The organism is Paenibacillus oryzisoli (assembly GCF_050467285.1).
Taxonomy (GTDB): Bacteria; Bacillota; Bacilli; order Paenibacillales; family NBRC-103111; genus Paenibacillus_E; species Paenibacillus_E oryzisoli_A.
In genome coordinates, this window is record NZ_JBCMUN010000006.1 from 695240 (window position 1) to 707500 (window position 12261).

The 12261-nt window shown below is 55.0% G+C and carries 13 protein-coding genes; 9 read left to right on the forward strand and 4 right to left on the reverse strand.

What is annotated here, in order from left to right:
* Positions 1–133: 133 nt before the first annotated feature.
* Positions 134–535, reverse strand: coding sequence for a hypothetical protein (locus ABE504_RS11830; RefSeq protein WP_430088367.1), 402 nt, complete (start codon positions 533–535; stop codon positions 134–136).
* A gap of 89 nt (positions 536–624) precedes the next feature.
* Between ABE504_RS11830 and ABE504_RS11835 the strand changes: the two genes are divergently transcribed.
* Both ABE504_RS11835 and ABE504_RS11840 read left to right on the forward strand, forming a co-directional pair.
* Positions 625–1770 (forward strand): rhamnogalacturonan acetylesterase, encoded by a 1146-nt coding sequence (locus ABE504_RS11835; protein ID WP_430088369.1) that lies wholly within the window; start codon positions 625–627, stop codon positions 1768–1770.
* 169 nt (positions 1771–1939) lie between these two features.
* The gene (locus ABE504_RS11840) at positions 1940–2395 is read left to right on the forward strand and encodes a CBS domain-containing protein (RefSeq protein ID WP_430088371.1); all 456 of its coding nucleotides are present in this window, start codon (positions 1940–1942) and stop codon (positions 2393–2395) included.
* Positions 2396–2518: 123 nt separating this feature from the next.
* On the opposite strand, the gene ABE504_RS11845 is transcribed toward ABE504_RS11840, so the two are convergent.
* Entirely contained in the window at positions 2519–4687 is a 2169-nt protein-coding gene (locus tag ABE504_RS11845; protein WP_430088373.1) for an S-layer homology domain-containing protein, read from the reverse strand.
* Between the two features lie 174 nt (positions 4688–4861).
* On the opposite strand from ABE504_RS11845, the gene ABE504_RS11850 reads away from it, so the two are divergent.
* The 3 genes from ABE504_RS11850 to ABE504_RS11860 are packed head-to-tail and all read left to right on the forward strand — an operon-like array spanning position 4862 to position 7546.
* The gene (locus ABE504_RS11850; protein ID WP_430088375.1) at positions 4862–5911 is read left to right on the forward strand and encodes an ABC transporter ATP-binding protein; all 1050 of its coding nucleotides are present in this window, start codon (positions 4862–4864) and stop codon (positions 5909–5911) included.
* Positions 5911–6720: an ABC transporter permease gene (locus ABE504_RS11855; RefSeq protein WP_430088377.1), complete on the forward strand. Its 810-nt coding sequence runs from the start codon at positions 5911–5913 to the stop codon at positions 6718–6720. Before ABE504_RS11850 ends, ABE504_RS11855 begins: the two co-directional genes overlap by 1 nt.
* Before the next feature lie 4 nt (positions 6721–6724).
* Complete coding sequence (locus tag ABE504_RS11860; RefSeq protein ID WP_430088379.1) at positions 6725–7546, forward strand: ABC transporter permease; 822 nt, start codon at positions 6725–6727, stop codon at positions 7544–7546.
* On the opposite strand, the gene ABE504_RS11865 is transcribed toward ABE504_RS11860, so the two are convergent.
* On the reverse strand, positions 7511–7801 hold the full coding sequence (locus ABE504_RS11865; protein WP_430088381.1) for a hypothetical protein: 291 nt from the start codon (positions 7799–7801) through the stop codon (positions 7511–7513). The genes ABE504_RS11860 and ABE504_RS11865 overlap by 36 nt on opposite strands.
* Positions 7802–8010: 209 nt before the next feature.
* On the opposite strand from ABE504_RS11865, the gene ABE504_RS11870 reads away from it, so the two are divergent.
* Positions 8011–8745 (forward strand): hypothetical protein, encoded by a 735-nt coding sequence (locus tag ABE504_RS11870; protein WP_430088383.1) that lies wholly within the window; start codon positions 8011–8013, stop codon positions 8743–8745.
* Positions 8746–9000: 255 nt separating this feature from the next.
* Positions 9001–9750 carry an IclR family transcriptional regulator gene (locus ABE504_RS11875; protein WP_430088385.1) on the forward strand — a complete coding sequence of 250 codons (750 nt, stop codon included), beginning with the start codon at positions 9001–9003 and terminating at the stop codon, positions 9748–9750.
* Between the two features lie 405 nt (positions 9751–10155).
* On the opposite strand, the gene ABE504_RS11880 is transcribed toward ABE504_RS11875, so the two are convergent.
* Positions 10156–10317 carry a hypothetical protein gene (locus ABE504_RS11880; protein ID WP_430088387.1) on the reverse strand — a complete coding sequence of 54 codons (162 nt, stop codon included), beginning with the start codon at positions 10315–10317 and terminating at the stop codon, positions 10156–10158.
* 152 nt (positions 10318–10469) lie between these two features.
* Between ABE504_RS11880 and ABE504_RS11885 the strand changes: the two genes are divergently transcribed.
* Together ABE504_RS11885 and ABE504_RS11890 are read left to right on the forward strand one after the other, a co-directional pair.
* On the forward strand, positions 10470–11243 hold the full coding sequence (locus ABE504_RS11885; protein WP_430088389.1) for an SDR family NAD(P)-dependent oxidoreductase: 774 nt from the start codon (positions 10470–10472) through the stop codon (positions 11241–11243).
* A gap of 35 nt (positions 11244–11278) precedes the next feature.
* Positions 11279–12190: a fumarylacetoacetate hydrolase family protein gene (locus tag ABE504_RS11890; RefSeq protein ID WP_430088391.1), complete on the forward strand. Its 912-nt coding sequence runs from the start codon at positions 11279–11281 to the stop codon at positions 12188–12190.
* Positions 12191–12261 lie beyond the last annotated feature (71 nt).

Sequence of the window (12261 nt, forward strand, 5' to 3'; positions counted from 1 at the left end):
GAACTGGAATTTCTCCAGTTTAGGTGGGATGAAATCGTGAAAAGAGGTTGCTCAACTGGAATTTCTCCAGCACATTCACGCATAATCGCCTAAATTCGAGGGGATTTCCAAAATGTGCTGGAGGTTTTCCAGTTCAGTGGGGAGAAACGTACCATTTGGCTAAAATGAGATGGAGAAATTCCAGTTGAACAGGAAGTGGCAGATTAGAGAAAGGGGAGGGAGTTGTCGATTTCTCATACCCTGGAGGTGAGGCGACCTGCGGGTGGGCGCGATGGTCCGCTGGCTTCTGCCGCGCCGCGGCCCTCATTGCCGCCGCCACCCGGCTGGGCCGCTCGAACTCAGTCAAGCCTGCAAAAAGGCAGGCATTTTCTTCATTTTGCTTGGAAGCAGGCACAAGCCTGCGAAAAAGCAGTTTTTTTCTCCCGATGGGCTGAAATCGGGGCTTATCCGGAAAAATGCCTGCCAAATCGCAGGCATTTCGCAAATATCGAGAAAAAGCTGAGAAATGCCAGCCTTTTTGCAGCTTTTGATGCAAGCTCATAGTCCAGCCAGCGCGAGCAGCCAGCCAATGCCTGCCAGCCACCTTGCAAGGCTGCTGGACTGCTATAGAAAGGACGATGCAACATGACAGCACCAATGAAGTTTGATTTTGGCCCAGTCGCAGCGGTGGCGGGGACGTCAGGGGCGCAGGAAGTGGCCTCCGCAGCGGAAGGCTACATCAAGGTCACGCCGGAGACTGTGTACACGAAAGCCGTCGGTTACGGTTTTGACGATGCCGGCCGCGTGTACGCCAAAGATCGCGGCGAGCCGGCTGCACTGCGCCAGGACTTTTGCATCCCGCTGGGCGCCACGTTTGCGGTGGACGTCCCGAACGGGACGCACCAGGTGTCCGTTCTGCTCGGCGATGAGATCGCCGATACGGAGACGACAATCAAGACGAACGCTGGCCGGCTCGTCCTGCATAAGCAGCGCACGCTGGCAGGGCAGTTCGTTCGCGCGAGTTTTTCCGTCTGGGTAACGGACGGACAGCTCCAGCTGGCGTTCACCGGCCTGACCCCGCGCATCAACGCGGTGGAAGTCGAGGCGGCGCCGAGCGCCTGCACGATTTTCCTAGCCGGCGACTCGACGGTGACGGACCAGCCCGCGGACGGCTATCCGTATGCCGGCTGGGGGCAAATGCTGCCGCTGTTCGTCAAGCAGGACGCGGCCGTTGCCAACTATGCGCTGTCGGGCCGCAGCTCGAAAAGTTTTATCAGTGAAGGGGTGCTGGCTACGATTTGGAGCGAGATCAAGCCGAATGATTACCTCCTGATTCAGTTCGGGCATAATGATCAGAAGCCCGATGAGGAGCGGCGCACGGAGCCCTTTACCACGTACAAAGAGACGCTGCTGCGGTACATTGACGGTGCACGGGAGCGCGGAGCGATTCCGATTCTCGTCACCTCCGTGCAGCGCCGCTTCTTTGAGGAGGACGGCACGCTGCGCGATACCCACGGCGCTTACTTGACAGCGATGCGCGAGCTAGCGGAGGAAGCTGAAGTTCCGCTGATCGATCTGGCGGTGCGGAGCAAAGATTTGTTCGAACAGCTCGGCCCCGAAGGGACGAAGACGTTGTTCATGTGGCTGGCGCCAGGCGAGTTCGTCAACTTCCCGGACGGCGTGGAAGATAATACGCATTTTCAGCAAAAAGGCGGCATCGAAGTCGCTAGGCTCGTTTATGAAGAATTGAAACGGCTGAAGATTCAGCCGCTGAGTATGTTTTTACGGTAATCGATGAATGTTCCTCAATAGGTGCAGCAAAGATTAAGGCACGCCTGAGCGATTAGGTTGTGTCTTTTTTATTTCGTATGCTCGAATTCGTTGTATAATGAAAGTGTACGATGTCATCGAGCAGCAGTTGCAGGTCGTTCGCCATACTTTGATGTAGGGGGAAGCTGTTATGAAAGCACACGAAATTATGGTTCGACAAGTGTACAAAGTGAAAACAGAAGACCCTGTACGTGTTGTTATTGAGAAATTTATCAAATATCGCATTAGCGGTTTACCCGTTGTGAATGATCGGAACGAAGTGGTTGCCTACCTCAGCGCGGGAGATATTATGCGGTATATTGGCAAGCATGAGGACCATATTTTATATTCTTATTTTTATACAGCTGTTGTTAAGGGAGACAATGAAGAGTTCGAAGATCGTGTTCGCGGTGTGCTCCCGCTGAATATTATGCAAATCGCGCACAAGAAGGTCATTACGGTGGATGTCAATGAGGAGATTGAAAATATAGCGGCAATTCTGGGAAAGAAACAGATCAAGAGGCTCCCTGTCGTGAAGCAAGGCGTGTTGGCGGGGATCATTAGCAGGGGAGATGTGATTCGGCATGCGTTCCAAGCGATTCTATGAGGTGCGAGACGGATTCGGCTTATTCGCTGGTCAAAGGGATTGAGAGGACCTTATTCAACAAAACAGTAACAAAACAGCAGCTCCAACCGCGAGAACACGCGATTGGAGCTGCTGTTTTCCTTTTTATGGAATCGTAATGCTCGTAATCACTTGCCCGTTCCCTTGCAGGTAAATGGCATGATTCGCGACGAGTCCCGACATGCTGCCGGAAATCACAACCGAAGAGGAGACCGCGTACACCGAGGTGACGGTGCTGCCGCTGCTTGTGGTCTGATTGACGGAGATGGTGGCGATTTTGCCTTGATTGTTGAAGGTTACGCTGTTAAATGTGCCGGAGACGTAGAAGTTTTGGCCCGAGCCGCTGGTCGTCTGTGTCACCTCGACATAGACGACTTTGTTATTGTAGACGACCGCTTTCACCACATCGCCGTTTTGCAGCGAAGAGCTTGCCACTTTCACGCCGCCCCGGTAAATAAACGCATTTTCATCCAACGTAAGCGACTGTGCCTGTGTGCCGTTCACGAGCACTAGGGTATCTCCCGACGCTGAAATGACGGAGCCGGTCGCGGTGCTGGTGCTTGGCAGCGGGGAGGAAGCGCCGCCGGCAAATTGCGAGACGACGACGTAATTCACTACGCCGTTATAATAATGCAGGCTCACGACACTGCCAGCTTGCAGCGCGGAAGCTGCATTCGGATAGCCGTTCACATAGACGAATGTCTTAGCGTCAAGCTGTAGACTGTAAGTGATGCCGCCGCTTGTGAGCGTCAGCACGTTATTGGCCACCGGGCCGACAACAGTACCCGTCAAATCCCCGGTCGAAGTCGGCTTCACGACCGGCTGGGTCACTTCGATGACCGCGACAGTGTTGTTGTAGGTATACGCAGTGATGACGTCGCCGACTTCAAGCGACGATGTCGTCGTCAGTACGCCGCCGCGGTAGACGATGGCGCCGCTGCTGAGCGAGTAGCCGCGAATTTCACCGCCTACGGTCATCGTCAGCGAGCCGTTGCTGATCGGATAGGCGATCGGTCCGCTGACCGAGCCGGAAAGCGCGGGCTGGGAGCCGTTCGAACCCGCCGGCTGCGTCACTTCTACGTAGACGATGCCGTTATTGTAGGAGCGGGTCGTGACGAGATCGCCGATCTGCAGGCCGGAGGCGCTGATTTGCGAACCGTTCCGGAAGAACAGGGCGTTCGTTTGCAAAGGCAGCGCGACGGACTGTCCGTTAATAACGAGCGTCAGCCGGTTGTTCGCCACGGCTGCTGCAACCATGCCGTTGCGGACGCCGACCGCCTGCCCCGGCGTAACCGGCGACGTACTGCCGGGCTGCGTGACTTCCAAATAAATGACGCTGCCGTTGTAGTAACGGATCTTCACTGTATCACCAATGGCGAGCGCTGCTGTGGAAACCCGACTTCCGTTCTTGAAAATAAAGACATCGGCATCCAACGCCAGTGTAGAAGTTTGCCCGCCTGTGGAGATCGTGACGGTGCTGCCAGTAACCGGCGCTAGAATTGTGCCGGAGATGAGGCCGTCGCTGTTACCCGGCAGTTGATTGCCGGCACGGTCAAGCAGCGCGGCGATCTGCGCTCTGGCGACGAGCTGCTTCGGTCGGAACGTGTTGTCTTCGAAGCCATCGACGAGGCCTTGGTCGACAGCGACCTTGACATAGCCGACGGAACCTGCCGGAATCGAGCCGCTGTCCGCAAACGGCAGCTTGGCGTTCATTTGCGCTTCGGCCTGATTTTGCAGCTTGAGCGCTTTGACCAGCAGCGTCGTCGCCCACAGGCGGTCGGCTGGCTGGTTCGGATTGACATACGATTCCGTCTCGCCGAACAGATCGTTTTCCAGCGCGACCGCCACGTACCCGACAGCCCAAGCCGGAACCTTGGCGGCGTCCAGGAAGTTCAGCTTTGTCGCCATCGCATTAGCGGACTCCGCTTCGTCGCGAAGCCCCATTACCCGCACAGCGGCGGCAATCGCCTCCATGCGCGTCACGGTAGCCTGCGGCTTGAAGGTGCCGTCGTCGTACCCTTCGAAGACGCGGCGGCTCGCCAGATCGATAATATAACGGAGCGCCCATTCGTACTCTTTGCCTTGCGTGTCTTTGAAATGAAGCTTTAACGGATAATTGCGCGTTGTGCTGCGGTTGTTGTTTTTGCTGTTGTTGTTGTGATCATCATGGTCCCGGCCGCCCCCGCTGGCAAAAGCCGTTGTGCCAACCCCCATGATCATCGTGAAGGCGATCGTGCCGACGAGCAGTTTTCTCATACGCGATGGCTTCTTCATGTTTTTCTCTCCTTACCCAATTATAAATGGCGTAAAACATATGATGAGGCAACTATCTATAGCATTCGTGAATTGGAAAATTTTCGGAGGGTCGCACCGTAAAAAAAGCAATACATCATTATGCGTTCTTGCTATAATTAACTTTCAAATGCGTATTCTGAGAGGAGGTGCCTTATGCCAATTATCGATGTCCAGCATTTACGCAAAACGTTTGTTACTTCCGTTCGCAAAGAGGGGCGCTTGGGCACGCTTCGCAGCTTGATTCGGCCGGAGCGGCGGGAAATGGTGGCCGTGGAGGACATTTCATTTTCTATTGAGCAAGGCGAGAGCGTTGCTTATCTGGGCCCGAACGGAGCCGGCAAGTCGACGACGATTAAAATGCTGACCGGCATCCTGGAGCCGAGCGGAGGACGCATTGAGGTCGCCGGCCGAGTCCCGCATTTGAATCGGAAGCTGAGCGCTTATCAAATTGGTGTCGTATTCGGACAACGGAGCCAGCTGCTCTTTGATTTGCCGGTGAACGACTCCTACGAGCTGTATCGTTACATGTACAGCATTCCTTGGGACCGGTACCGGGCCAATTTAAAAGCGTTCGCCGAGGTGCTGGAAGTGGAGCATTTGCTGCAGCGAACCGTGAGAACGCTCTCACTGGGGCAGCGCATGCGCTGCGAGATTCTGGCCTCGCTTTTGCATGAGCCGGATATTCTTTTCCTTGATGAACCGACCATCGGGCTCGATGTCGTCGCCAAAGAACGCATTCGCGCCTTCATCGAGCAAATCAACCGCGAAAAAGGCATTACCTTGCTGCTGACGACGCACGATATGCAGGATATTGAGCGGCTTTGCCAGCGGACGATGATTATTGACAAAGGACAATTAATTTACGACGGCTCCCTGCAGCACATCCGGGAACATTACGCGACGGCACGGCAAATTCGCGTGACGTACGAGGAGCCCAGCCTGGCCGAAGCTGCAGCGCTCCTATTCTCCGATCAGCAGGTTAGGGCGTGCGTTGAGGAGCGGATGCTGACGCTCTCGTATGATCAGCATGCGGCGGATACGTCCGAGCTGCTTCAAACGTTGATTACGTATACGAAACCGCGCGATCTCACGATGCAGGATGAGAACATCGATGCGCTCATCTCCCGGATTTATCGAGAAGGGCTTACGCATGGCGAGCCGTCGAACCGCCCGAAGGCGCAGTTGGAAGGTGCTGTCCGATGATGGATGCATGGAGACGGATTGGCGGGATGTCCCGCATTGCGGTGCGCCAGCGGATGCAGTTTCGATTTGATTTTATAATGACGCTCATCTCGACGCTGTTGTTCTGTGTTCTGTATTTTATGCTCTGGAAGGCGATTTACGCCTATTCCGCCGAGCAAGTGCTGCCATGGGAGCAGCTGATCACCTACGTCATGGTGGGTCAGACGATGAACTTCGCCAGATGGTCTCCTGCGGAACGGGCGCCGACCTATGAGATGGCGATGCGCGTGCGCACGGGCGATATTGCACTGGATTTGATACGTCCGGTCGATTTTCAGGTACAGCGGTTCGTCGAAGCGGCCAGCTTCTTTGTGGTAGAAATGCTGTGGGTGAACGTGCCGGCGCTGCTGCTGTTGATTTTCGTGCTGGGCATACAGCCGCCGCCGAACGTTGCAGCGGGGCTAGGCTTTGTCGTGTCGCTCGCGATCGGATTCCTCGTGGCGTTTAGCCTCAATTCGATCATCATGATGATCTCGTTCGTTACGACGAATACGTTCGGGGTGCAGATTGCGAAGCGGGCCATCGTGGACATTTTTGCAGGGACGCTCATCCCTTTCGATTATTTTCCGCATGCGATGCAGATGATCTTGCAAGTGCTGCCGTTTCAAGCGCTGGCCTACATCCCGCTGTCGATTTATACCGGGCGTCTGTCCGGTCCCGCTATGGGCATGGCACTTGTCGAGCAGCTTGCATGGGCGCTGGTGATGATTGGCATCAGTCGGCTGCTGTGGATGAAGGCGGCCAGACGACTGGCAATTAACGGGGGGTGAGCGGATGAGGGCGCCAAAACGTAACGCCTTGCAGCAGGCAGGCTTTTTACTCGGCATGTATGGGCAATTTTTAAAAATATATGTGAAAACGCTCGTGGAATACCGCGCAGACACGATTATCGCCATTGTGGCAGGCATCATTGCGCAGGGGAGTACGCTTGCTTTTTTAACCGTTATTTTCTCCAGGATTCCGGCGCTGGCGGGGTGGGATTTCTATGAACTCGTCTTTTTGTTTGGCTTGGCGGCCGCGGGAAGAGCGCTGAATCAGACATTTCTGAACGCGCCTTTTCTCATCACAGGCTATATTCGCTACGGCAAGCTGGATATGATGATGGTGCGGCCAGTCGGGGTGCTGTTCCAGTCCATCGGTTATGGGCAGGAGCTGAACGGGGTGGGGCAGCTGTGCACCGGGATCGTCATCATGACGTACTCGGCGCTGAAGCTGGACATGACGTGGTCGTATGGGCAAGTCGGGTTTGTCGTATTGGCTCTGCTGTGCAGCGCGCTGATTCAATTCGCCGTTTTGCTTACGATCAGTGTGCTGACGTTTTGGGTGCATGAAGTCCGATCGCTGATTTTTCCCGTAACGTGGCTGTACGATTTTGCACGCTATCCGCTGCAAATTTTTCATCCAGTTCTGCGCGGGCTGTTGACTTATGTGCTTCCCTATGCGATCGGGAGCTTCTACCCGGCCGCCTATTTGCTGCACCATGAGCGCTACGAATGGGCGTTGTGGGGCGTGCCGCTCGTAACGCTCGCAGTACTGGGGATAGCTTTATGGGTTTGGTCGCTAGGCTTGCGAAGATACGCTGGGGTTGCCGGCTAAAGCAGATGGCTGGCTGCAATCGACATACATCGGATAGACCGCTGCTGGGGCGGATGGAACAGGGGGAGCCGTAACGGGCTGCTCCTTTTTCGGCTGCGCCGCACGCAGATCCCGCTGGGCAGTTGGCTGCTGCATGGAGCGCAGATAGGCGGATTGTACGATGCTCTTGTTGCGTTTGAATACGTCGAGACACATAGACAGCATAATACCTACCACAAAAACGGCAATCATGACGATTTCAATATTTTGGATCATGCGCAGCCCTCCTATGAATCTTTTTTCATAGCGTAACGGATTTGCTAGAAAAAGTTGGTCGAAATGCGATGTCGTTTTGTAAGAGATTTTCCCATGGCGCATGCCTTGACTTTGTTGTTGAGAACGATTATCATTCAAATAATAAATTTAATTGAAAATGATTATCATTGAATGCGTGGATCAGATTCACAACAACGGAGGGAGACGCGATGAACAGCGAGGTCGAAATTGGAACGGGAACGATGCGTGTTGTCGCGGACTATCAATTGGAGCGATGGATGCGATCGATTGCCCAAAGAGAGCCCGCGCGGGAAATAGATGATACGGATTGGCGGCAATTAGCACAATACGCGGCGTTTCACGCGGTGAACGATTGGTATATGCTCCAGCCTGTGAGCCGGACTTTTGCAACACTGACTCAGGCCTTTGAACAGCGTTGGACGAATAAGGTACAGAAATTCGGTTCCAGTGGTCACTATAAACAGGTGAAGGAACAGCTATTGCTGGAGCTCTATTTGAAATTGACGGATGAAGACAATGCAGTAGAATGGCCGATCCTGCTATTCGAATGCACCAGTGTCTGGGTGGAAGAGCTTGATCTCGGCTTGTCGATGATCGTGCAGGTTATGGCGCAATCCGGCGGGGAGCATCGTCTGACGCTTTACAAATATATGGTGGATGCCAGCGAGACGGCGGTGCAGTTGTATTTTCATATGAGCGTCGTTTTTTGTCAACGCGCCTTCGGGCAGCTGCCTGCGGATATTGAAGTTGTTGATTTATTTCATGGTGAGACGCATCGGTTGCGCGCATCCGAGATGGACGTTTCGAAGTCGGTGGACTACTTGCGGCTCGCAGCTGAGCTGTATTTGGAGAAAAAGCACTGCACTTGCTGTGCAGGGGAGGATTTGTATGGAAACGGATCGCATCTGGCAATCAGCCAGTGACGGGTTGGTGTATTGTACGCCTGCGCATCGACGGACATTTACCGGCTGTCGGAGCTTGGAGGACATCTGATGCTGCATTCGCTCAACCTGCAGGACGAGGTAACGGATGTGCTCGTATGGGACGAAGGCGGAATCAAGTACAAAAACGCCCACAGATCAACCTTCCAAACGATTCTGTAAGCCGCTTTTCACGCGAAGAAAGATTGTGTTATCATCACGGTAAGACAAGTTGGGATAGAAGTGGTGAACGCAGTCATGGATAAAAAATATTGGGTACCGGCGCTCGAACGCGCGCAGGAAGTGCTGAAGCTGCTCGCGGAGCAGCCTTCGAAGCTCAAGCTGACGGATTTGAGCGCGGCGACGCAGATCAATAAAAGCACAATGTTCTCCCTCCTGCACACGATGGAAGCACTGAATTGGGTCGTCAAGGAAAAAGGAGACACGTACTCGCTTGGCGCCATGTTCGGCTTGCTGGGCAATGCGTATTTTACGGGCATGAGCCTTGTGAAGCTGTTCACAGAGAAGGCGGAGCCTTACGTGGCGCGGATCGGGGAGACACTGCAGATGGCGAAGCTGGAGCAAGGGGACATCGTCTATTTGGCGAAAAAGGAAGCAAGCCTCCACGTCCGTCTGATCTCGGAGCCCGGCATGCGCCTGCCGGCGTATGCCACGGCGATGGGCAAAATGCTGCTCGCGCAGCTGCCGGATGAGCGCGTGGAGGCGCTGTACGCCGGCGGCGCGTTCGAGGCGTTCACGCCGCATACGGTGCGCAGCTGCGACGAGCTGCTCGCGCAGCTGCACGAGGTGCGGCGCACCGGCCTCGCGATCGACCGCGAGGAGATCGTGCAGGGCTTCTGCTGCGTAGCGGCGCCCGTGCGGGGGCGCGGCGGCGACGTCACCGCCGCCGTAAGCACGACCATGCCCATGCACCAATGGGCAGTGAAGCAGGGACTGGCGGCGGAAGCGATACGCCAGTTTGCATTGGAGCTATCTGCGGCCATCTAGCCGCAGAGGGGAAGTGCGCGCGCGAGGGCTTAGGGCCTCGCGCGTTTTTTGTGCTGCTCGCGCGGAGCGAGCGAGGGGGGGCCGGCGGCGCGGGCGGCGGAGGGCGGTTAGGGCGCGGATGAGCAAGGGCGGCGCAGGGCCTGCGGAAGTGAGGGTGGCCGGTCGGTCGGCGAGCGGAAGCCTGAGGAAGAGGAACTGAGGACGGGAGAAGCTGCATTTCCTACAGCAAAATTGCTGGGAAAGGGGCCGAATTGAGAATTTACCTGCATTTCTTACATGAAAATTTGCGGATTCCCTCTAAAATCGGGGCAAATGCAGAGGGAGCAGCCAATTTACATGTACATTTTGCAGGTGTTTTGTTATTTTCGGGAATTTTTCGAAAATGTAATGTAGCTTTTGCAGGTTCTAGCCCCTTTCCCCGCCGACACACTCGTTCCCCGCCACCAGAGTTCCGCCGCCGCACCAACAAACTAGTCTTTCACACCAGCTGCCCCCGTTCCCAAGCCCGTTCCCATCTCCCAACGCCGCCTCCGCACCAACCATTTTGTCCTTCAATCCAGCCCCCATCCCGGTTCACCTCCCAGCAGCGTATTTCTCCACCGCTCGTGCTCACCCCCTTCCAGATTTAGCATTGACCGTTCTCCGAAACGGGGGTACAATAAGGTTGTTCTTAATTATAAACTTAGTTTATTATAATAAACCAACGGGAGTTGACCTATATGCGCTTGGCGGATAAAGTTACGCTGATTACCGGAGCGGGCTCCGGCATCGGCCAGAGCTCGGCTTATCTTTTTGCTTCAGAGGGCGCCTATGTGATTGTGAACGATATTCAACCGGAAAAAGGCGAAGAAACCGTCGTAGCGATTCGCGCTGCCGGGGGGAAAGCGATTTTTCTTCAGGCGGACGTGACCGATCCGGCGTCGGTTGCGCGGATGGTGGAGCAGGCGATTGCGCAGTGCGGGCGAATTGATGTACTTTTTAACAATGCGGGAATTAGCGGCGTGGGTGCCTTGCATGAGGTGGAGCCGGAGCAGTGGGATCGGGTCATGACGGTCAACATCAGGGGCGTGTACCTGCCGTCCAAATACGTGCTGCCGCATATGATGGCGCAGGGCGGGGGCAGCATTATTAATATGTCGTCCTGCATCGCCGAGATCGGCCTGGCCAGAAGAGCTTCGTATGCGGCGACGAAGGGAGCTGTGCTGGCGCTGACCAAATCGATGCAGGTCGATTATGCGCCGTATCACATCCGTGTTAACGCGCTGCTGCCGGGCACGATCCTGACTCCGTTCGTCGAAGACTATTTGCGAAAATCCTACACGGACCAAGAGGCTGCTGTCGCCTCGTTGAAATCCAGGCAGCTTAGCAATGACTTGGGGCGGCCTGACGATGTGGCCAAAGCGGCACTGTTCCTCGCCTCCGACGAGTCGAAGTTTATGATGGGGTCGCCGCTTTATATTGACGGCGGCGTTGTTTTTGGCAAAAACGCGTAAGACACAGTCCAACGACACAGAAAGGGTGTTCCACGATGAAACTTGTCACCATCGCTATAGACAATCAATGGCATCTGGGCGTAAAAAAGGAGGAGGCTGTCCTCGATTTGACGGCTGCTCTGGCGCAAAAGCCGCAAGAAGGGCTGCCTAGCAACATCACAGATTTGATCCGCAACTGGACGGCCTGCTCCGCCAACTTGCAGCGCTATGTCGCAGACTTGCAAGCTTCCACCGAAAGCTTGTCCGGCGTTGTGCTGCAAGAATCCGACGTTACATACGGACCGTGCGTACCCGAGCCGGGCAAAATCATCTGCGTCGGGCTCAACTACCGTAAGCACGCCGAGGAGACGAACGCTGCGATTCCGGCGTATCCGATTCTTTTTAACAAATTCAGCAACACGATTGCCGCCCATCAGACTGACATTCCGCTACCGGTTCGCGTTACGAATCAAGTCGATTACGAAGCGGAGCTGGTCATTGTAATTGGCAAGCAGGCCAAGTATGTCGATAAGGCGAATGCGTTGGATCATGTGTTGGGCTATTGCAACGTCAATGATTTGTCGGCCCGCGATTTGCAGATGCGTACTCCGCAATGGCTTCTCGGGAAGTCGTGCGACAAGTTCAGCCCGCTGGGGCCATATCTGGTCACGGCAGATGAAGTCGGCAACCCGAACGAATTGAGCATCAAGTGTACGGTGAACGGGGAAGTTCGGCAGCAATCCAACACGTCCGATATGATTTTTTACTGTGACGAAATCGTCAGCTACATCTCGCAGCATATGACGTTGTCGCCGGGGGACATCATTTTGACGGGGACGCCGGAAGGCGTCGTGCTCGGAAAACCGGAGGCGGAGCGCGTGTATTTGAAGCATGGCGACGTCGTGACGATTGAAATTGAAAAATTAGGCGCGCTTACGAACCGCATGGTGGATGAAATCATCGGGTGACGCCTCAACAATGAACTTGATATTACCATGCAGCAGCCCTCTCCGGCTTGGTTCGGAGGTGGCTTTTTGTT

Bases quoted from the DNA above. Each gene is read 5' to 3' on its own strand.
- ABE504_RS11835 (WP_430088369.1), top strand. From the start codon at position 625: ATGACAGCACCAATGAAGTTTGATTTTGGCCCAGTCGCAGCGGTGGCG.
- ABE504_RS11840 (WP_430088371.1), top strand. From the start codon at position 1,940: ATGAAAGCACACGAAATTATGGTTCGACAAGTGTACAAAGTGAAAACA.
- ABE504_RS11845 (WP_430088373.1), bottom strand. From the start codon at position 4,687: ATGAAGAAGCCATCGCGTATGAGAAAACTGCTCGTCGGCACGATCGCC.
- ABE504_RS11850 (WP_430088375.1), top strand. From the start codon at position 4,862: ATGCCAATTATCGATGTCCAGCATTTACGCAAAACGTTTGTTACTTCC.
- ABE504_RS11855 (WP_430088377.1), top strand. From the start codon at position 5,911: ATGGATGCATGGAGACGGATTGGCGGGATGTCCCGCATTGCGGTGCGC.
- ABE504_RS11860 (WP_430088379.1), top strand. From the start codon at position 6,725: ATGAGGGCGCCAAAACGTAACGCCTTGCAGCAGGCAGGCTTTTTACTC.
- ABE504_RS11865 (WP_430088381.1), bottom strand. From the start codon at position 7,801: ATGATCCAAAATATTGAAATCGTCATGATTGCCGTTTTTGTGGTAGGT.
- ABE504_RS11870 (WP_430088383.1), top strand. From the start codon at position 8,011: ATGAACAGCGAGGTCGAAATTGGAACGGGAACGATGCGTGTTGTCGCG.
- ABE504_RS11875 (WP_430088385.1), top strand. From the start codon at position 9,001: ATGGATAAAAAATATTGGGTACCGGCGCTCGAACGCGCGCAGGAAGTG.
- ABE504_RS11880 (WP_430088387.1), bottom strand. From the start codon at position 10,317: ATGGGGGCTGGATTGAAGGACAAAATGGTTGGTGCGGAGGCGGCGTTG.
- ABE504_RS11885 (WP_430088389.1), top strand. From the start codon at position 10,470: ATGCGCTTGGCGGATAAAGTTACGCTGATTACCGGAGCGGGCTCCGGC.
- ABE504_RS11890 (WP_430088391.1), top strand. From the start codon at position 11,279: ATGAAACTTGTCACCATCGCTATAGACAATCAATGGCATCTGGGCGTA.